This window comes from Martinezella sp. CNPSo 3795 (genome assembly GCF_057784475.1).
In genome coordinates this window covers 163959-184477 of sequence record NZ_JBXSOQ010000003.1, presented here as the reverse complement: position 1 = coordinate 184477, position 20519 = coordinate 163959, and the positions used below count along the sequence as shown (strand labels likewise).

Sequence of the window (20519 nt, the reverse complement as noted above, 5' to 3'; positions counted from 1 at the left end):
CTTTCATGGTCAGGTCTCATTCCTTCGATGGCATGCTCGATAAGGCACAAGCGACGCTCGATGACGCCATGAACGACGCGAATTCGGCCGTGGCGACGCTCGCCGGCCACGCCAGGGAGGGCGAGCGCGTCGAGGTCGTCAATTTTCCTGTCGAAGAAGCGTCTGTCCGCGAAGCCGTCGAACTGCTCGATCGGTGGAAATCAACCGCCCTGTCGCTGGTCAAAGAGCTGGATCATGCGACCGAGGAGGCGGACTTGCAGCATCGCAGATTGTTCAACGAGAAGGTTGGTCTTGAAAATGCAAGCCTGCTCAGCCGGACGCTGGCGCGTGGACCGATGAAGCCGGAGGCTATCATCGCCGATCTCGATACGATCCTTAACGTATCGGCCGAACTCGACCTTCTTTTCAAGCAGGCAAGACCTGTATTCTCCCGATGCTTTCATGACTGCGAACTACAGCTGGAAGGCGTGATCGAACGCCGGCGGAAGCTCGATTTCGATATAGAGGAGATGCAACGCAGGGCCAATGCCTTGGCGGAAAAGCTCATGTATCAGCGACGCAACCGCCCATCCTCGCGCCATGCCGATCTGCAGTCCGAACTCGAAGGGGACTATCGTGCTCTCTTGCTGGAGCAGGATGATATTCGGCGGCAAGAACAGGAGCTTCAATCCCGCCGGACCGTGCGACAGCGTCTTATAGACATTTATGAAGGGCTGGCGGCTGCTCTGAATAGGCAGATCGCCGCCATCGGCGCTATGGCCGCTAAGCTGACCATCGATATCGAGCAACGGATTGCCTTGCTCAAGGCATTGGCGGCAGAAGCGGCGCCGGCATCGACCACGGTTTCGCGAACGGCAGCGGTTGAGAGCCTGATCCAGGCATTCGAGGCGAATGTGCTGGCGGGGCATGACCTCGCCGTGCGCAAGGCTCATGTCGATGCCGTCTTCAAAAGACGGCTGGAGCCGCATCTGCTCCCCGCATCCACTGACCCGAGCGGAGCGGCGGAAGAGGTGCAACCGGAGGGTTGATTGTCGTCCGTCATGGAAAATTCCAAGCGGACGGTTGTTGTTTTTCCCAAGAACACATATTTGCTGGAACGTGAATGGCGATAAGGACTTAATGATCCGAGGGCCGCGGGGATTTTCGCGACGTCCATTGCGCAGGTTTGGTGTGGTGCGTCCTTTGCGTGTCGGCGGGATGCGCGGTACGGTTTAGGAGGCGTGTCCATGCTTGACTCGATCACGGCGTTCTTCAAGCGGATCTGGGCCGCTATCGCACGCTGGCTAGGATTGGTTTTTGTCGGGCTTAGCTGGCCATTTCTTGCAGCGCATGGCTGGTATCGGCAGCGCAACTGGCTGATCAAGCTGCCGGTCGCCGCCTTCGTGACGCTGATGGCGCTGCTCTATATCTATTTCGTTTGGCAGACGCAGGTCTGGACAGGGTTCAATCCGGCCTATCCGGATGTCTATAAATTTTCCGAGCGCAAATATTCGGCCGGGCAAGAACTGCCTGCAACAGACGGCCAGCAGGCCGCGGCAACGGCGGCCAAGGCCTGCCAAACCTCGGCTGTCGTCGACGTTGCCACCGATCTGATCGATTTCAACGTCAACCAGAATGCCTGGATTTCCTCGATGCTGCTCTACAAGCTCGGCTTCTTCGGCATTTCATGGGATGACACGCCATTCCTGGACAACAAGGCTTCCTTCCAGCGGGGCATCAATTCTGTCGTTCGCCGTACCTCGGCGGAGCTGGTCGACACACTCGGCCGCGTGCGCGGAACCTCCGGCATCAACAGCGATCTGCAGAAGGCGCGCGGCAACCTGCAATTCGATGAGTCCAGCTGGTATTTCGGCCTGCATCCCTTCGGGCCGAAGACGCCGAGCCCAAGCTATTATCGCGCCGCAATGAGCAATCTGCGCAGCTTTAATAGTGACCTGGGCAACTGCAAGGCGATTTTCGACGGACGCGCCGACAATCTCCTGCAGTTCGTCGACCACATTGCCAACGATCTCGGTAGTACGGCGGATATATTGGCCAAGAGAGCAGGGGATCACAGCTACGGCTGGCTGGATACGCGGGCTGACGATCGTTTTTGGTTTGCTTACGGGCAGCTCTACGCAAGCTACGGTATCCTGATGGCGGCTCGTTCGGATTTCCAGCAGGTGATCGCCGAGCGTAATGTCAGCGCGCTTTGGGCCGACGTCACGACGCAGTTGCAGACGGCTTTGCGCATTCAGCCCTTCATCATTTCCAATGGACCCGAAGATAGCTCCTTCATGCCGAGCCATCTCGCGACCATGGGCTTCCATATTCTGCGGGTGCGTTCGAGTCTCGTTGAAATCCGTACGGTTCTGGGCGGTCGCTAAAGAAGAAGTGGATTGCCGTCCGTTCCGGCGCGGCAGGCGCGCATACGCTTGGCCCGGTCGTCGGGCTCCGTACGGAGGTGCTTGAGTGAGGACTCGCCTAGCTGATCAGCTTCAGGCGGATGGCTTTTGCGACAAGCTGTGTGCGGTTGACGCAATCGAGCTTCTTGATCGCATTCATCATATAGGCGTTGACCGTATGGTCGGAGAGGGTGAGGATCTGGCCGATCTCCACCGAGGTCTTCCCCTGAGCCGTCCAGCGAACCACTTCCAGCTCACGTGCCGAAAGCGAGTGCGGCGCGGCACTGTCGTTGCGCTTGAGGCAATTATAAGCATCGAGCGCCTGCAGCATGATCAGGGTGAGTTCGTTGATCTCGCTCTGGCCGAGACTGTTGCGATTGCCCATGAACCAGAAGACAAGGCGTTGACCATCCGGGGCGTTGACCGGAATGATGACGCTCATCGGGCAATTGTAGTTGATCAGGAGCGCGCGAAGTTCGCGCGGCAAATCCGCGTCGGGTTCGGCGTCCTTTTCCAGCAGATGCCAGGAGCGCGGCATGACCGAATCGCGCGTGCGCAACAGCATTGGACAACGGCGAACGAGCTGATGGCGATCGAATTCACGTACGAATTGAGCCGGCATCGTGCCTTCGATGAGCAACGGCGTCATCATCGTGTCGTCGGGAACCGGGGCGTTCATGAGAGCCATATGGCTGAAGCCAAAAGCTGACCCGGTCCGTTCCAAGGCCAGTGCAAAGGCCGCTTGTGTCCGAGCAGCAGCCAACTCGGCAGAAAGCAGCAATTGTCTCTCGGCAGTAATGATATAGGACATATGAGTTGAAGCGCCCACAGCGTGTTATCGTTATCAAATACCGGATTTAGGAGTGAATGCTAGACGCAAAAATACCACAGGACCAGAAATAATTTCATTTTCATATATTTTAATATTCAGTCATGCAAAACTACGCAAATCTTCGCCCAAAATGGTCATTAAGCGTAAAAATAGCGTTTCCGTTAGCCTAATTTCGACGAAGCCATACAATTTGCGTCGACCTCGACAGCTAGGGAGCAACCCGACGAAGCGCATTTGCCCGGTCAAAATGAGGCCCGAATGTGCGTTTGGACAGGGGAGATCCCGAGCTGGCAAAGAGCCGCGGCTTGATCCAAAACTGTCCCATGCTTCATGTTAGGATTAACCGTTTGTCACAGCATCAGTTCGGTTCCATCTCTCGTTCCTGAGGTCCGCCGGTGCTCAATTTTCTCGTCGCCAGCTCTTGCATGGGTGCAAGCGGCCGGGAGTTTCATCAAATGATGCGTTGCCGCATCGGCGCGCCTTGCGAAGGCCCAAAGCGGTTGCTATCGGTCTTGCCAAGGTAATCGCTTGCAGGCGTATGACTCATGGATTTTCGCTTCTTCCCGCAGCTTGCGGCGCGCTGCTGTCAAACGCTGTTGTGGTTCGTCACCGGCGTTTCGCTTCTGCTTGTTTCGCCTGTGCTTGCCGAAGCGGCTGGCGTTGCCGGCGGCACGCCGATGCGGTTCTTGCTCGTTCACGGCGAGATGGGCCAGTGCCGTGCCGATAATACATGTCCGGACTGGATCTCCGCCGAAGGGCAGATCATGGCAGATACGCCGCGGAAGCTGCAGAAAATCCTGAAACAGGTCGGCGATCGCAAGTTGCCCATAATCGTCAGTTCGCCAGGCGGCGATGTCAAAGCAGCCATGGAGATGGCTCGTATCATTCGGAAGCAGAAGCTTTCGATCGCAGTCGGGCGTACTCGCTCGCGGGCATGCCCCTATGCCGAGCCGATCTGCTCGGCAGCTTTTGCCAAGGACGGCTCGATAACAGGACAGCCATTCTCGGATGGCGCAATCTGCTTTTCGGCCTGCCCGCTGTTTTTTGCAGGCGGTGTCCAGCGCGTTTCCAGCCCCTTCGCGCTGCTGGGCGTTCATCAGATCACAACGACCTACAGCGAGGTGCGTGTCCAGTACCGCACCGAATATGAGATGGTGGATGGCAAGCGCAAGGTCATCTCCAAGAGAGAGATCGGCCGTAAATTCGTCGGCAAGTACGATACGACCAAGCTCGACAAGGCGCAGAGGGCGAGGCTGGTCAGCTTCCTCGACAAGATGGGCGTGGACCGGGGACTTGTCGATCTGATGCTTGGAACCGACCCGAACGGCATTCATCTGATTTCGCAGATGGACGCGTTGAGGCTGAGGCTGACGACGGAGCTCGCCGATGCCGATGCGCTGGTCTCGGCGCGCAACTGTAGGGACAATCAATCGATTTCCGATTGTGCCGCGCCGGCACCGTCGGCAGCTCCTGCGCCGATGACCAGCGCATCGGCAATGGCCGGCAAGTAGTCACTCCCGGCCTTAGCTATCCTTGGCTTTGGCTTTCGCCATGATTTTTTCCAGGAAGCCCAGCAATAGCGCGGACACGACGAAGGCCAGATGGATGATGGTGAACCACATCAGCTTGGCGTTGTCGTATTGAGTGGCGTTCAGGAAGATCTGCAGCAGGTGGATCGAGGAAATGGCGACGATCGAGGATGCGACCTTGATCTTGAGGCTGCCTGAATCGAGCTTGCCGAGGAAGGAAACCTCACCCTCGGCCTCGTCGAAGCGGCTGACGAAATTCTCGTAGCCGGAAATCATCACCATGACGATCAGGCTCGCCACCAGGGCGGCATCGATTAGGCCGAGGATCGCAAGGATCATATCGGCCTCTTCATAGACCAGCACGTTGATCGCGACCTTGTAGAACTTGTAAGCGAACGAAACGGCGTAGACGGCGAGTGAGGCGGCAAGACCGAGATAGAAGATCACCAGAAGCCAGCGACTGGAGAGAATGATGCGCTCGACCAGCAATTCCAGGGACTTCATATCTTTTCCTTCTTCCGCGGTTTGATTGGACGCCGAAAATAGGCATGCCGGCATCGTGAGACAAGGCGGCGCGTTTCGATAGGGAGGGGCTTCGCCAACTATTCACACCCGAAACATATTGGTTTATCCCGACAGGGAAATGACCGTATGTTTGGGGGCGAGACTTATGGCGACGACAGTGGCATCCGATATCGAGATTGCGCGCGCGGCGAAGAAGCTGCCGATTATGGAGATCGGTGCCAAGCTCGGTATTCCGGCGGAAGATCTCGCACCTTACGGTTACGACAAGGCAAAGATCGGTGCAGCGTTCATTGCAGCACAGGCTGGCAAGAAGGACGGCAAACTGATCCTCGTCACGGCGATCAACCCGACGCCTGCGGGTGAGGGCAAGACCACCACGACGGTTGGCCTTGGCGACGGCCTGAACCGCATCGGTAAGAAGGCCGTGGTCTGCGTACGCGAGGCGTCGCTCGGCCCATGCTTCGGCGTGAAGGGCGGGGCGGCCGGCGGCGGCTATGCGCAGGTTATCCCGATGGAAGATATCAACCTCCATTTCACCGGCGATTTCCATGCGATCACCTCTGCCCATAATCTGCTTGCCGCGCTGATCGACAACCATATCTATTGGGGCAACGAGCAGAATATCGATATCAGGCGCATCACCTGGCGCCGCGCAATGGATATGAACGACCGCGCATTGCGCGATATCGTCTCCTCGCTCGGCGGCGTTGCGAACGGCTTTCCGCGCGAAGGTGGCTTCGATATCACCGTCGCCTCCGAGGTGATGGCCATCCTTTGTCTGGCATCCGATCTCAAGGATCTGGAAAAGCGGCTCGGCAACATCATCATCGGCTATCGCCGCGACCGTACGCCCGTTTATGCCCGCGACCTGAAGGCCGACGGCGCCATGGCCGTGCTCCTGAAGGACGCCATGCAGCCGAACCTTGTGCAGACGTTGGAGAACAATCCGGCACTGGTGCATGGCGGTCCCTTCGCCAATATCGCCCATGGCTGCAACTCGGTGATTGCGACGCGCACGGCACTGAAGCTTGCCGATTACGTCGTGACGGAAGCCGGCTTCGGCGCCGATCTGGGTGCGGAGAAATTCTTCGATATCAAATGCCGCAAGTCCGGGCTCTCGCCGGATGCCGCCATCATCGTCGCGACCGTGCGGGCCTTGAAGATGAATGGCGGCGTCAAGAAGGACGATCTCGGCAGGGAGAATGTCGAGGCTTTGGTGAAGGGCTGCGCCAATCTCGGCCGGCATGTCGCCAATGTCCGCAAGTTCGGCGTGCCTGTCGTCGTCGCAATCAATCATTTCGTTTCGGACACGGAAGCCGAAATCGAGGCGCTGAAGAATTATGTCGCCCGTCTCGGCGCCGAGGCCATCCTTTGCCGGCACTGGGCCGAGGGCTCGGCGGGCATAACCGATCTCGCGCACAAAGTGGTCGAGCTTGCCGAATCCGGCCAGGCGAAATTCCAGCCGCTCTATCCCGATAATCTTCCCTTGCTGGAGAAGATCGAGATCGTGGCCTCCAAGATCTACCATGCCGGCGAGGTGACGGCTGACAAGGCCGTGCGAGATCAGCTCAGGTCCTGGGAGGATCAGGGTTACGGGCATCTGCCGGTCTGCATGGCGAAGACGCAATATTCCTTCTCGACCGATCCAAATGTTCGGGGAGCACCCGAAGGCCATATCGTACCCGTTCGCGAGGTACGCCTTTCAGCCGGGGCCGGCTTCGTCGTCGTCATCACCGGCGAGATCATGACCATGCCCGGCCTGCCGAAATCGCCGGCAGCCGAGAGGATTTTCCTTAATGATCAGGGCTACATCGAAGGACTATTTTAAGTTCAGAATCCGATTCAACCGAGGCCGTTTGAACTCAGAACCTCTGCCGATTCGGCTCCACCTGCAGCAGAGTGCGATGCGGTTCAAGGGAGAAAAACCGCCCGTTCGCTTGACGCCATCGGCAACAGGATCGACAACGGACACCGACATCATCGGATGGAAGAGTGGAGGCAGATCGTGACTGCAGACAGCCGTGCCAGCTTGGACGATATACGCGCCTTCCATGCGAAAATGATGGCTGCCGCCAGCAACTCGGTGGATGAAAGGCTAGAGCGGGCCTTCCGCCAGGTGCCGCGCGAAGCCTTCATGGGACCGGGGCCTTGGCAGATCGTGGTCAAGGGACGCTATCTCGAAACGCCGAGCAGCGATCCTGCCTTTCTCTATCAGAATGTTCTGGTCTCCCTGGACAGATCGAAGGGCATCAACAATGGCGAGCCGTTTCTCCATGCCGCTTTCCTGGGTGCCGTCGCGCCCAAGCCCGGCGAAACCGTCGTTCAGATCGGCACGGGGACGGGATACTACACCGCCATTCTCTCAACGCTGGTGACACCGGGTGGGCATGTCCATGCCATCGAGATCGATGAGGTATTGGCCGGCCGCACGCGAGACAACCTCGCCTCCTATAAAGACGTTTCCGTCATCTGTGCCGATGCGACTTCGTTCGAGCTTCCGGATGCCGATCTGATCTATGTGAGTGCCGGCGTGGTGGCGCCGCCGAAGTCATGGCTGCAGGCGTTGCGACCCGGAGGCCGGCTCATCGTGCCCTGGCAGGCGAATGAGAGGGTCGGGCTTGCCGTCATAATTACCCGCGAGGATACCGGATTCAGCGCTCGTGCTTTGATGCCCGCCTATTTCATCCCCTGCATCGGGGCATCCGATCCCATGCAATCCGCGAAAATTCCGAATGGCGGCGAGGCTCGCTCCATTCGGTCGGTTTGGCTCACTCAGGAGCGAGCGCCGGACGAAACGGCGGTGGCGATCTATAGAGACCTATGGTTCTCGAATGTAGGCCTCGGGATATGAAGAGATTCAAAGATCATCGTGGGACCAAGCCCACGACGCGTTTCTAGTGGCAGTAACGAAAGCCGCCATTCCTTTCGATGACGTCGAGATGAAAATGGGTCTCGTGGGCAGCGTCGCTTTCCGGGTCTAGAACCGTCGTGAAATAGAGGCAGGCAGACGCACTGGCCGCACGCTGGAATGCGCCTGTCAGCGTCGGATCTTCGCGGCGTGGCTCGATTGCGATGGTCTTGCCGTTTTCGAAGGTAAAACTCGCGACATCTATGGCGTTGCCGCGGGCATGCTCGGAGATCTTGCCGGTGGAAGCATTGTTGCGCAGCCGGCAGACATAGGTCGATGCCTGATTGATCGTGACGATCTTGCCATTGTCCAATGCCGTCGCTGATGGAATGACGCTTTCCTTCATCCATTGAGCCAAAGCGAGAGCGGCTTCGCAGCGCATTTTCCCTTCGGGCTTGAATTCTATGCCCGGCAGCGGAGAGCTAAGCGCGATCGGCTTGTCGATGCCGCAGCCATTGCCATCGTCGATGCGGGCGATCTCTTTGAAAGTCGCTCCGATGGCGGTCAGCGCCTTTAGGCAGGCCTGGTGCTGATCATCCGGTTCGGAAGCGATGGTCAGGGGCGGACGGGGAGGGCCTTGCATCTGTTGGCCGTTTGTCTGTTCCTCCGGCCGTGGCGCCGGCTTTTCTTCCGGTTGAGCCGTCGGCTTTTCCGCCGGAACGACAGGGCCGTCCGGTGATGCCGAGGGTTTTTCTGCCGGGATCGGCGCTTTGCCATCCGGCTGAACTTGTTCCTGATCCGGTTTTTGCTCGGGTATCGGGCCGGTCTGCGGGAGAGAGGCGGCCATGAAAAGGACGGCGGCGGAGACTAATGAAACAATTCTAAACAGCATCAAGTAATTCAGCCAATTCTAATGATGATGCCGATAGAACGCATGAGGCTGTCATTTCGTTGCAATTCAGCAACGTTCGCCTCTTGTCTTAAAAGGTGACAATTTTATTCATGATTAAGTGCGCCGAATATATTGACAATAATACTCATGTTTTTTATGCGGCAGAAAGAAGGCGGAATATTTCCGCCCGTTAACAAGATAACCTAGCCAGCCCCTTGCCTGCTTTCGACGCAGCAACCAGCCAGCCCGGTGAAGCAATTCGAAAGGAATGGTTATGGTTGTCCGGCGCTCACGCTCGGCCCTCTTGGCATGCACCGCGTTTCTCGCTCTCGGGCTGGCGACGACGTCTTTTGCGCAAACAGCCGCTCAAAATGAAGAGGCGACGGGCGAGGCCGCCAAGGGCGATCGAGTCACCAATCTGAAACCGATCGTCGTGAAGGGCAAAGGCAAGGCGAACAAGGATGTGCTTGCCGACTCTCCGACCACGAGCGAGACGACGGCCAAGGACATCGACGACCAGCAAATCACACGTATCGAGGATCTCGGCCGCAGCACCGAAGTCGGCGTCGGCTTCAACCGTACGACCGGCGGCGTCAATATTCGCGGCCTTGGCGACGACCGCGTTTTGACCACCGTCGACGGTATCCAAATTCCTTTCCTTCTTGATGCTTCACGCGAATCGGACGGTGGCATCAACAGCTTCGATTTCAACGCGCTTTCCAGTGTCGATGTCGTGCGCGGCGCTGATTCCAGCCGTGCCGGTTCGGGTGCTCTCGGCGGAGCTTTCGTGCTGCGCACGCTGGAGCCGGAAGATCTGATTGCGCCAGGCTCCACCTGGGGTGGCATCTTTAAGTTCGGTTATAATGGTGACGACCGGAGCATTGGCGGTTCGGCCGCTGTTGCCAAGCGCATCGACAATACCGCCGTTCTCTTCCAGGGCGGCTACACCCACGGTCACGAGCTTGAGAACAACGGCGATGTCGGCGGCTATTCGACCAAGCGTACAGAAGCGAATCCGGCTGACTACAATCAGAAAAGCGGCCTGTTCAAGATCCGCCAATATACCGACGTCGGCTCCCTCGGTATTACCGCCGAGCACTACAACAAGGATAAAGACACGGATTTGATGACCTTGCAGAGCCCGACCGGAAACTTCCGGCCCGGCAATTACAATGGTACAGACAATGTCGAGCGCAATCGCGTGTCGCTCGATTACAAATATGAAGCCGAGAATGCCGATTCACTGCTTGATACAGCCAATGCCGTTTTCTACTGGCAGAATCTCGTGCGTGAAACCGGTACCGCGGGTTACAGATACACGTCGGTTATTGGCGACTATTCTCGTCTTAACGAAATGGAAGACCGCAGTATCGGCTTCAGCGGCAACGCGTCGAAGTCTTTCGACACCGGCAACCTGCATCACCAGCTCACCTTCGGTCTCGACGTCGCCTTTGACAAGGTTCACCAGTACTCAGCCGGCAAGGATAGCTGCAGCAACCCACGCTGGCGCGCTACTTGTGCATTCCTCCATACCAACCAGTCCGACATGCCCGATGTCGATGGCAAGCGCGTCGGCGCCTTCATCGACGACAAGATCGAGTTGGGCTCCAGCAATTTCTATCTGACGCCGGGTCTGCGCTTCGACTGGTATGATTACTCGCCGAAGAACACGGCTGCCTATCGTGATAGCGCGAACTATGATGGCCTGCCCCCCGGACAATCCGACAGCCGCTTCTCGCCGAAGCTGCGCGCATCCTATCAGCCGCAGGACAATGTCGAACTTTATGCGCAGTGGGCGATGGCCTTCCGTGCACCTAACGTCAGCGAACTCTATGTGAACTACGGCGTACCTGGCGGCTACGTCAACATCGGCAATCCGAACCTGAAGCCCGAGACCAGCAACGGCATCGAAATCGGCACCAACCTCGGCGATGACGATTTCGGCGGCCATATCGGCGCCTTCTATAACAAGTACAAGAACTTCATCGACACGCTGAATTATCGCGATCCTACGGGCACCTATCCGCTCGGGATCACTGAATACTTCAACCGCGCCAATGTCCGCATGTTCGGTATCGAGGTCAACGCGCACAAGACGTTCGACAATGGCATCCACGTCAAGGGCTCGCTTGCCTATGTCAACGGCAAGGATTCCGATACTGGCCAGTGGATCGGCTCCGTCGCTCCGGCCAAGGCGGCCTTCACTGTCGGCTATGCGGCTGATGTCTGGGGAACGGACCTGACTTTCATCACCGCGGCGCGCGAGGCGAAGAAGACAGGCGATACGCTGCAAACCCCTGCCTACGGTATCTTCGATCTCACAGCCTGGTGGGAACCGGAGCAGGTGAAGGGCCTTAGCATTCGCGGCGGCGTCTACAACATCTTCAACAAGACCTATTACGACGCTCTCAACGCACCGTCCTATAGCGGCACGCTGACCCAGCCTGCTTCCTATTATTCCGAACCCGGTCGGACCTTCAAGCTGACGCTGACGCAACGGTTCTAAGCCGTTACATCGATGCAGCAAACTTGGGCGATGCTTCGGCATCGCCTCTTTTTTGCTCTCCCGCGTGGCATCGGGCGATCTGCGCAATTGTAAATGGCAGCGTTCGATGCTATTCGAACAACGCAGTCTTTAACCGTCGAGAAAAGAAGAGAGGAGGACCGTATGACCAAGATAGTCTGGCATATTCGCCAGTTCGGTCCGACTCGTGCCCTGCAGATGCGTTTGCAGGGCTGATCAGAGGCTGTTTTCTCACTCAATCCTTCTGGTCTGCCCTTTGGGCGACGCGAGCTCGCGCACCTACGTGGCCGCGTCATGACATGTTTTCGAGCATTGGCCTGCTTTGGCCATCGGCATAGGCGTAGCGCGGCAAAAGGAGCCGCCGGCGATGTCTTGAGATGCTCGATCGAGACCGGAAAAGACCATGACTCTGATCAATCTCCGCAATCTGGGCGTCACCATGGGTGCGCCGCTGTTTTCCAATCTCAATTTCACGGTGGATGCCGGTGACCGCGTCGGCATCGTCGCCGCGAATGGACGCGGGAAGACCACGCTGCTCAACTGCATCACGGGCAGGCAGGAGCCGACCACAGGTGAGATCACCCGCGCCCGGGGCTTGCGCGTCGGCTATGTCGAACAGAACGTGCCGGCGAACCTGCTGGACGTCTCCTTCTATGATGCCGTTATGCGCGCTTTGCCTCAGGAGCAAGTCGCGAGCGAGAGCTGGCGTGTCGACGTCACTCTCGATTCGCTTGATGTACCTGATGCGATGCGGGAGAGGACGTTGGCGCAGCTCAGCGGCGGCTGGCAGCGGCTTGCCGTGCTTGCCCGGGTCTGGGTGACGGAACCCGACGTGCTGCTGCTCGACGAGCCGACCAACCATCTCGATCTCGCCAAGATCGCACTGCTGGAGGATTGGCTGAATGCCTTGCCGCGCGATGTGCCCGTCATCATCGCCAGCCACGACCGCGCCTTCCTCGATGCCGTCTGCAATCGAACCCTGTTCCTGCGCCAGGATCAGTCGCAAACCTATGCGCTGCCGTATAGCAGGGCGCGTGCGGCGCTGGACGAGGTCGATGCCTCGGACGAGCGGCGATATCAGAAAGAGATGAAGACGGCGCAGCAGCTGCGCAAGCAGGCGGCCAAACTCCACAATATCGGCGTCAATTCCGGCAGCGATCTCCTGACGGTGAAGACGAAGCAATTGAAGGCGCGGGCCGAGAAGCTGGAGGACAGCGCGAGACCGGGCTACCGTGAGCGTTCCTCCGGCTCGATCAAGCTCGCCAATCGTGGCATCCACGCCAAGGTCCTGCTGACGCTGGAGGATGCCTCGGTGACGACGCCTGATGGTACGTTGTTATTCAAGACCGGCCAGCAGTGGATTTGTCAGGGCGACCGCATCGTGTTGCTCGGGCAGAATGGTGCCGGCAAGACGCGGTTTGTCGAGATGATCCGTAGGGCGATCGCCGATCCGTCTGCCGGCGGCCCAATCAAGCCGACGCCGTCTCTAGTGTTGGGTTACAGTGATCAGGCGCTCTCCCATCTCGGTGAAAAGGATACGCCGCTCGGCATGATCACGCGCTTGTTCGAGCTCGGCGAACAACGCGCCCGCACGCTGCTGGTCGGTGTTGGCATCGGTATCGACATGCAGGGGAAGGAGATCGGCCGTCTGTCTGGCGGGCAGAAGGCGCGGCTCGCCATGCTGGCGCTGCGGCTGACCAATCCAAACTTCTACCTGCTGGACGAGCCGACAAACCATCTGGATATCGACGGCCAGGAGGCGCTGGAGGGCGAACTGACGGCAAATGAGGCGAGCTGCCTTCTCGTCTCGCACGATCGCAGTTTCGTGCGATCGATCGGCAATCGCTTCTGGCTGATCGACCGGAAGCGATTGGTCGAAGTGGATGGGCCGGAGGAGTTCTTCGAGGCGGCGAGAGGGCAGGCGTGAGGAGGGCGGAATCCTCAGGCGGCCGACGGGTGCGAAAACAGATTGGCCGCCATAAAATCCACAAAGGCACGTATCTTCGGGGACAGGTAGCGGCTCGTGGGCCACAATACGCGAAAGATGCCTGTCTTCGCGATATGGTCTTCGAGCAGCGGCACAAGCTGGCCGTCCGCGATTTGCGTGCTGACGGCAAAGGGCGGCAGGCACGTGATGCCGAAGCCGTTTTCGGCTAGGTGGATGAGCGGTTCGATGGTGCTGGCGATCGTCGTCGTCGGCAAAGCGAGCCGCAACTCCTCCCCATTGCGCGCCAGAGGCCACGGCTCCAGCTTGCCCGTGCTGGGATAGCGATGATGCAAGCATTTGTGCTGAAGCAGGTCTTCAGGTGCAAGCGGGATTCCTTCCGCTTTCAGATAGTTGGGTGCGGCGACGATTTGAAAGCGGAATGTACCGAGCTTGCGGCTCATCAGCCTCGTATCCCTGACATCGCCGGTTCGGATGACCGCATCGAATCCCTCCTCGATCACATCGACCAGCCGATCGGTAAAATCCAGATCCAGCGTGATATCGGGATAGGTGCGCATGAAGGCCGATATCGCCGGCATCAACAGCATTCCGGCCAGGGGGAGGCTGACGCGAAGGTGGCCGCGAGGAGCCGCATGCGATTTCGAAAGCTCCGCCTGAGCCGTATCCAGCTCTGAGATGATGCGCCGGCAGGTGTCGAGGAAGAAGCTGCCTTCTTCGGTCAGCGTCATGCTGCGGGTCGAGCGGTGAAAGAGGCGAACGCCCATCTCCCGCTCCAGGCGGGCGATTGCCTTGCCGACGGCGGAGCTCGAAAGACCGAGCCGGCGCGCGCCCGCAACGAAGCTGCCGCCTTCCGCCGTCTGTACGAAGATCCCAAGCGTTCCAAGCCTATCCATCACGGCTCCCGATTGCGGAATATAATTCCGATCTTATGTGAATACCGGATCATTTATCCGCTATCTCACTCTCGATATCCAGTGCCGGTGCGGCACATGAAGCCGCTTTTTCGAAAGGAACCGCAATGGATACGATTTCCGCCCATTTCACCGCCCAGCCGCAGCCGACCACCTTCATCGTCAATGTCATCCACGTTCATCCCGGCAAGCAGGAAGAAGCCTTCCGCGTGATCCAGGATGTTGTTCACTATGTCGCCGAACGGAAAGAAGGATTCCTCTGGAGCAATCTTGCCAAGAGCACGGACGGCCTGACGGTTGTGAATATCGAAGCCATCAAGGGCGCCGGCAATGTCGACGAATTCTTCTCCGATCCAGTTTTTGTCGAGAAATTCCGCAGGCTCGATGACGTTTCGACAAGTGAATTCCACACCTACACTGTTGGCGATCTGGTTTTGCCGAAGCTCGGCGGCGGTGAAGGCGCCAGTGTCTAAGGCGTTGTAATCGATAGCAAGCAGATGCCGCCTCTTCGTTGCCGGAAACTTTCCTTCCATCTTCCGCTTGCGCATCGCGGCATCTCACGCTAACAATTCCCGCCATGAACACGTCCTTGAACAACATTGCAGTTTGGTGGTGGGCACGCTGAGGCGGCCTCGACCAATCGTGTTCAAAGACGACGAGTGAGCCGCCCGAGATTTCGAGGCGGCTTTTTTGTTATATTGGCCGCCTGTCATCCGGGCCCGACAACGGAGTGAGGAACAATGGTAACGATCCTTCGGGATGATGGTGCGGAAATCTACGAGACGAAGGGCGGTATCACTGTCACTCGGCAGCGCCGGCCGACGCCCTATGCGGATGCGGTTTCATCCTATATCGACAAGCTCGATGAGCGCCGCGGCGCCGTCTTCTCCTCCAACTACGAATATCCGGGCCGCTATACGCGTTGGGATACCGCCATCGTCGATCCGCCGCTCGGCCTGTCCTGCAACGGGCGCGATGTCTGGATCGAAGCCTATAACGAGCGCGGCGAAGTCATTCTCGGCTTCATCGCGGAGAAGCTGAAGACCGTTTCCGAGGTGGTGCTTGGCGCCTCGGCGCCGCGCCGGCTCGATCTCACGGTCAAGACGCCGGATCGTGTTTTCACCGAGGAAGAGCGCTCGAAGATGCCGACGGTCTTCACCGTGCTGCGCGCCGTGACCGATCTATTCTATTCCCAGGCCGATGCCAGCATCGGCTTCTACGGCGCCTTCGGCTACGATCTGGCGTTCCAGTTCGACGCAATCGATCTGAAGCTCAAGCGCCCGGACGACCAGCGCGACATGGTGCTCTACCTGCCGGACGAAATCCTTGTGGTGGACAACTATTCCGCCAAGGCCTGGATCGATCGCTACGATTTCGCCAAGGGCGAGGTATCGACGGAAGGCAAGTCCGGCGAGATCGCGCCCGAGCCGTTCCGGCACACCGATGCGATCCCGCCGAAGAGCGATCATCGCCCTGGCGAATATGCCGAACTGGTGGTCAAAGCGAAGGAGAGCTTCCGCAAGGGCGACCTCTTCGAAGTCGTGCCCGGCCAGAAGTTCATGGAGCGCTGCGAGAGCAAACCATCAGATATTTCCAAGCGCCTGAAGGCGATCAATCCGTCGCCCTATTCCTTCTTCATCAATCTCGGCAATCAGGAATATCTCGTCGGCGCTTCGCCTGAAATGTTCGTGCGCGTATCGGGCCGCCGCATTGAGACCTGCCCGATTTCGGGCACGATCAAGCGCGGGGACGATCCGATCGCCGACAGCGAGCAGATCCTGAAGCTCTTGAATTCCAAGAAGGACGAGTCGGAACTCACCATGTGCTCCGACGTCGACCGAAACGACAAGAGCCGCGTCTGCGAGCCGGGTTCGGTCAAGGTCATCGGCCGCCGGCAGATCGAGATGTATTCGCGCCTCATCCACACGGTCGACCATATCGAGGGCCGCCTGCGCGACGATATGGACGCCTTCGACGGCTTCCTGAGCCACGCCTGGGCCGTCACCGTCACCGGCGCGCCGAAGCTCTGGGCCATGCGCTTCATCGAGAGCCATGAAAAGAGCCCGCGGGCCTGGTATGGCGGCGCGATCGGCATGGTCGGCTTCAATGGCGACATGAACACCGGCCTGACGCTGCGCACCGTTCGCATCAAGGATGGCATTGCCGAGGTGCGGGCAGGCGCGACGCTGCTCAACGACTCGATCCCCGAGGAAGAAGAAGCCGAAACCGAACTGAAGGCCTCCGCCATGCTTTCCGCCATCCGTGACGCCAAAACCGGCAATTCCGGCAAACAGCAACGCGACGTTGCTTCCGTCGGCAAGGGCGTGAAGATCCTGCTCGTCGACCATGAGGACAGCTTCGTCCATACGCTTGCCAACTACTTCCGCCAGACGGGTGCAACGGTTTCGACCGTGCGCACGCCGGTGCCGGAAGAGGTCTTCGACCGGCTCGACCCGGATCTCGTCGTACTGTCGCCGGGTCCTGGCAATCCAAAGGATTTCGATTGCAAGGCGACGATCAAGAAGGCGAGGGCGCGCAACCTGCCGATCTTCGGCGTCTGCCTGGGCCTGCAGGCGCTGGCCGAAGCCTATGGCGGCGAGCTGCGCCATCTGGCGATCCCGATGCATGGCAAGCCCTCGCGCATCCGCGTGCTGGAGCCCGGTCTGGTCTTTTCCGGTCTTGGCCGTGAAGTGACCGTTGGCCGCTACCACTCGATCTTCGCCGATCCGTCGAGCCTGCCGCGCGACTTCATGATCACGGCCGAGAGCGAAGACGGCACGATCATGGGCATCGAGCATGTGAAGGAGCCGATCGCGGCCGTGCAGTTCCATCCGGAATCGATCATGACGCTCGGCGGCGATGCCGGCATGCGGATGATCGAGAATGTCGTGGCGCATCTGGCGCGGCGGGCGAAGACGAAGGCCGCCTGAGACGAGCGTTTAGAATTCGGAGGTTTGATAGCCCCATGCACTCGGAAAAAGTGCATGGGGCTATTTTTATGCCTTGAAAGAGCCAACAAACCGCTGAAAGAATTGAATGATGGCAGGGGCGTTCAGTCGGTGATCTCAAGAATATTCAAGGGCGTTTTCTTCGCCGTTCTTGCCGTCATGCTCCTCGTCGGCCTTGGCATCGTCGTACCGCGGCCGCTCTGGCATGACGAACCGACTGCACGCACCGCGCACTCGCGGCAAATCCTCATGCTCAGCAATCCCATCCATACGGACATTGCCATCCCCATCGATGATGACCTCCTGAACCGTTTCGCCTTCCTGCGAACGGCCGGGCTCGATCTCGACAATCCCAATTTGCGGTATCTTATCTTCGGCTGGGGCGGCCGAAGCTTTTATACGGAAACGCGAACTTGGGCCGATTTGAAGGCCGGTCCACTCCTTAAAAGCTTCACGCTGGATCGCTCCGTTATTCATACGGGGTTGACGGGCGATATTCCACTGGACGCTCCCGCCATCACTGCGATCAGAATTGATGCCGAAGGCCTGGAACGGCTCAAGCAATTCATTTTCGACAGCTTCGAACAGACGAACGACCAACCGAGCCCGTTGATCGGCAGCAATTACGGGCCGAACGATGCGTTCTTCGAGGCACGGGAACATTTCAATGCGCTGATGGGATGCAATACCTGGACTGCTGCAGGGCTGAGGCAGGCGGGATTGACCTCCGGCCTTTGGACGTCGCTGCCGTGGATGCTGCGAATGTCCTTGCGGCTGCATAATGACGATGAACGCTTCGCGGCAAGCCATAGCCTGCCTTGACGCGGTTTGACTTGCTTCAGGTTGTATCCTAATCTTTGCGTCGTTCCTGTGGGGCACATCGGCATCGGGCCGAAAGGGCTAGGCCTGCCCGCTGATATCATTCAGCAGGAGTCTGCCATGCCAACCCTCGATACCTACCGCAAGCAAGCCAAGCTACTGATGCGCTGGCACAAAGAGCGTGACTATTCCATCGGCGGAAGAGTCCGAATGCTCGATCGTTTCAAGGAGCTGACGGATCGCGAGATCCTGGCGATGAAGTTCCCCCTAACGCTAGCGCAGGAGATCGTTGCGGTCGAAGCGGGTCACAGGAGCTGGGCGGAATTGAAGTCCGTCGCAGCGGACGCGCCGAAGATGCCGGCCCCATTTGCAGAACCGCCGATTTTCAAGAGTGTCATTCCGATCCTTTTCGTGCGGGATGTTACTGCCAGCGCAGTCTTCTTCAGGGAGAAGCTTGGCTTTGCGGAGGAATTTCTGCACGGGTTGCCGCCATTCTACGGTGCTGTGTCGCGCGATGGCATCTGGATTCACTTGCGGCTCGTCTATGAACCCTATTTTGCAGCTGCTGCGGCGAAAGAGGGCGCGCTGATCCTGGCGTCGATTGAGGTTTCGAACGTCCAGGGATTGTTCGAGGAGTTCAAGGCGAAAGGCGTGGAGTTTGCGCAGCCGCTCACCAAGCAGGCTTGGGGAGGCACCGATTTTCATGTGCGCGATCCGGATGGAAACGTGATCTCGTTTGTGACATTCAGGTCGTAACACTTTGATCCGTCGAGGGTTGGCGCAGAGCGGCCATACTCACATATCCTCGCAAGCCTGCCAGCCTTCCTCGAAGACGAGCTTGTCGAGCGGCAGGCGCTCGCGCCATCCCTTCACGGCGAGTTCCGGCATGTCGTAGAGCTCGTCGACATAGCCGACACAGAGCCATGCGACGATCTTCACATGCTCGGGTATGCCGAGGATCGCCTTGATGGCATCTTCATGGAAGATGCTGACCCAGCCGACACCGACGCCCTCGGCTCGTGCGGCAAGCCAGAGATTCTGTACGGCGCAGACGGTCGAGTAGACATCGGTATCCGGATTGTGCGTCCGGCCGAGCACGACGGGACCGCCGCGCTTGGTGTCGCAGGTGATGCAGATGCTGAGCGGCGCCTTGCGAATGCCTTCCAGTTTCAACCGCTGATACTGCGCGCGACGATCACCTTCGAACATCGCGGAGGCTTCCTCATTGGCCTGATGGAAGGCCTGCCATACGCGTTCACGCGTTTCTGGCTGACGGATCAGGATGAAATTCCATGGCTGCATGAATCCGACCGACGGTGCCGAATGGGCAGCCTCGAGCAAGCGCCGGACGACATCGTCAGGAAGGGGATGGGGCCGGAATTGGTCGCGCACGTCGCGCCGGGTCTCGATGGCGCGATAGACGGCGCTGCGTTCCACCTCCGAAAATGCTCCGGCTGCGACCAGATGATCCGATACACCAGCGGGAGCGTCGGCAGCGTAAGGTGTAGCATCGGCAGTCTTTTCAGGAGCGGGCATGTTCAACCGTGATTTTCATTAGGAGGCGGCGGCGTATCGGCCGGTGTCGCCGACCCTTGCACATCAGGCTGAAGCACAGCTTAGCGCTGGATGGCAAGTCAAACTACCAGCGCGCTTTTCCACAGGCGAGCGACAATCGCGCCACCGGATGGCGAATACATGGCGATAATTTGGTGCTAAGAATGATGATTGACTTATAAACAGTCGACATGCCCAACTGCAGTGTAAGCGGCAAGATTGCATGTCACCAGTCCAAGCGTCAAAATCACCCCATGACACGCTGCCCAAAAGAGCGAATGGGCGCGCATGGTCGGCTGCGAAGCCGCTGCTGCCAGGACGGCAATGCTTGAGATGAAGATTGCGAAAAGCAAGATGCTTAGCGGCGGAAAGTAAAGCGGAATGATCTGCCAGCAACTTGCAAAACGGTAGGTGCCAGCCGTGTTGTATGCCAGCGCGGCAAGCGCTACCCAAACGAGAGCATGGAATAATATCTTGCGGGTTTCCACGCTCATTCTCAGTTGATCCGTCTATATTCTTTTATTACGAACTTACTGCATTAGATGGATATCAACTTCAAGTTTTAAAAAATGGTGTTTCTATCATCGTGTGCTTCAGTGGCCGGACGACGCCGACCGAAACTGAGTGGGCGATCCAGTCACGTTTTGCTTGTTCTGTTCAGCAACGGCCATTTTTGATGTGAGAGCGAAACTCGCCTTTGACAAACTTGGCATCGTGATCCATATGAGCCGTTAATGAACCGCCTGCGCGAAAATTCGCGCGGGCGGTTTTGCATTTCAACGGCGCCTTCTTTGCAATTCATTCG

General features: G+C 58.3%; 17 protein-coding genes. 11 read left to right on the top strand and 6 right to left on the bottom strand.

What is annotated here, in order from left to right:
* The first annotated feature begins 5 nt into the window (after positions 1–5).
* Entirely contained in the window at positions 6–1028 is a 1023-nt protein-coding gene (locus AC13QY_RS10525) for a hypothetical protein (protein ID WP_113351819.1), read from the top strand.
* Between the two features lie 198 nt (positions 1029–1226).
* Complete coding sequence (locus AC13QY_RS10520; RefSeq protein WP_113332198.1) at positions 1227–2366, top strand: DUF2333 family protein; 1140 nt, start codon at positions 1227–1229, stop codon at positions 2364–2366.
* Positions 2367–2463: 97 nt separating this feature from the next.
* Here the strand turns inward: AC13QY_RS10520 and AC13QY_RS10515 are convergent, their stop codons facing one another.
* Positions 2464–3195, bottom strand: coding sequence for a helix-turn-helix transcriptional regulator (locus tag AC13QY_RS10515; RefSeq protein ID WP_113332199.1), 732 nt, complete (start codon positions 3193–3195; stop codon positions 2464–2466).
* A 566-nt stretch (positions 3196–3761) separates the two neighbouring features.
* On the opposite strand from AC13QY_RS10515, the gene AC13QY_RS10510 reads away from it, so the two are divergent.
* Complete coding sequence (locus tag AC13QY_RS10510) at positions 3762–4727, top strand: COG3904 family protein (protein WP_152092610.1); 966 nt, start codon at positions 3762–3764, stop codon at positions 4725–4727.
* Between the two features lie 12 nt (positions 4728–4739).
* Here AC13QY_RS10510 and AC13QY_RS10505 read toward each other — a convergent pair whose 3' ends face one another.
* Positions 4740–5249 carry a TIGR00645 family protein gene (locus tag AC13QY_RS10505; protein WP_113332201.1) on the bottom strand — a complete coding sequence of 170 codons (510 nt, stop codon included), beginning with the start codon at positions 5247–5249 and terminating at the stop codon, positions 4740–4742.
* Between the two features lie 166 nt (positions 5250–5415).
* Here AC13QY_RS10505 and AC13QY_RS10500 point away from each other — a divergent pair, with 166 nt between their 5' ends.
* Both AC13QY_RS10500 and AC13QY_RS10495 read left to right on the top strand, forming a co-directional pair.
* Positions 5416–7098, top strand: coding sequence for a formate--tetrahydrofolate ligase (locus AC13QY_RS10500; RefSeq protein WP_488493431.1), 1683 nt, complete (start codon positions 5416–5418; stop codon positions 7096–7098).
* A gap of 177 nt (positions 7099–7275) precedes the next feature.
* The gene (locus AC13QY_RS10495; RefSeq protein WP_113395540.1) at positions 7276–8121 is read left to right on the top strand and encodes a protein-L-isoaspartate O-methyltransferase family protein; all 846 of its coding nucleotides are present in this window, start codon (positions 7276–7278) and stop codon (positions 8119–8121) included.
* A gap of 43 nt (positions 8122–8164) precedes the next feature.
* Here the strand turns inward: AC13QY_RS10495 and AC13QY_RS10490 are convergent, their stop codons facing one another.
* On the bottom strand, positions 8165–8965 hold the full coding sequence (locus AC13QY_RS10490; protein WP_152092611.1) for an extensin-like domain-containing protein: 801 nt from the start codon (positions 8963–8965) through the stop codon (positions 8165–8167).
* Between the two features lie 319 nt (positions 8966–9284).
* Between AC13QY_RS10490 and AC13QY_RS10485 the strand changes: the two genes are divergently transcribed.
* Positions 9285–11516 carry a TonB-dependent hemoglobin/transferrin/lactoferrin family receptor gene (locus tag AC13QY_RS10485; RefSeq protein ID WP_152092612.1) on the top strand — a complete coding sequence of 744 codons (2232 nt, stop codon included), beginning with the start codon at positions 9285–9287 and terminating at the stop codon, positions 11514–11516.
* A 421-nt stretch (positions 11517–11937) separates the two neighbouring features.
* The gene (locus tag AC13QY_RS10480; protein WP_152092613.1) at positions 11938–13461 is read left to right on the top strand and encodes an ABC-F family ATP-binding cassette domain-containing protein; all 1524 of its coding nucleotides are present in this window, start codon (positions 11938–11940) and stop codon (positions 13459–13461) included.
* A 14-nt stretch (positions 13462–13475) separates the two neighbouring features.
* Here AC13QY_RS10480 and AC13QY_RS10475 read toward each other — a convergent pair whose 3' ends face one another.
* Positions 13476–14375, bottom strand: a complete 900-nt coding sequence (locus AC13QY_RS10475) for a LysR family transcriptional regulator (RefSeq protein WP_152092614.1) — start codon at positions 14373–14375, stop codon at positions 13476–13478.
* 125 nt (positions 14376–14500) lie between these two features.
* Here AC13QY_RS10475 and AC13QY_RS10470 point away from each other — a divergent pair, with 125 nt between their 5' ends.
* The 4 genes from AC13QY_RS10470 (at position 14501) to AC13QY_RS10455 (ending at position 18916) form a co-directional block, all read left to right on the top strand.
* Positions 14501–14866 carry an antibiotic biosynthesis monooxygenase gene (locus AC13QY_RS10470; RefSeq protein WP_113351826.1) on the top strand — a complete coding sequence of 122 codons (366 nt, stop codon included), beginning with the start codon at positions 14501–14503 and terminating at the stop codon, positions 14864–14866.
* A 267-nt stretch (positions 14867–15133) separates the two neighbouring features.
* Complete coding sequence (locus AC13QY_RS10465; RefSeq protein ID WP_152092615.1) at positions 15134–17323, top strand: anthranilate synthase; 2190 nt, start codon at positions 15134–15136, stop codon at positions 17321–17323.
* Positions 17324–17452: 129 nt separating this feature from the next.
* On the top strand, positions 17453–18163 hold the full coding sequence (locus AC13QY_RS10460) for a TIGR02117 family protein (protein ID WP_308936587.1): 711 nt from the start codon (positions 17453–17455) through the stop codon (positions 18161–18163).
* A gap of 117 nt (positions 18164–18280) precedes the next feature.
* Positions 18281–18916 (top strand): glyoxalase superfamily protein, encoded by a 636-nt coding sequence (locus AC13QY_RS10455; RefSeq protein ID WP_152092616.1) that lies wholly within the window; start codon positions 18281–18283, stop codon positions 18914–18916.
* A gap of 39 nt (positions 18917–18955) precedes the next feature.
* Here the strand turns inward: AC13QY_RS10455 and bluB are convergent, their stop codons facing one another.
* Entirely contained in the window at positions 18956–19696 is a 741-nt protein-coding gene (gene bluB, locus AC13QY_RS10450) for a 5,6-dimethylbenzimidazole synthase (protein WP_233788716.1), read from the bottom strand.
* 194 nt (positions 19697–19890) lie between these two features.
* Positions 19891–20208, bottom strand: a complete 318-nt coding sequence (locus AC13QY_RS10445; RefSeq protein WP_095435442.1) for a hypothetical protein — start codon at positions 20206–20208, stop codon at positions 19891–19893.
* Between the last annotated feature and the right edge of the window lie 311 nt (positions 20209–20519).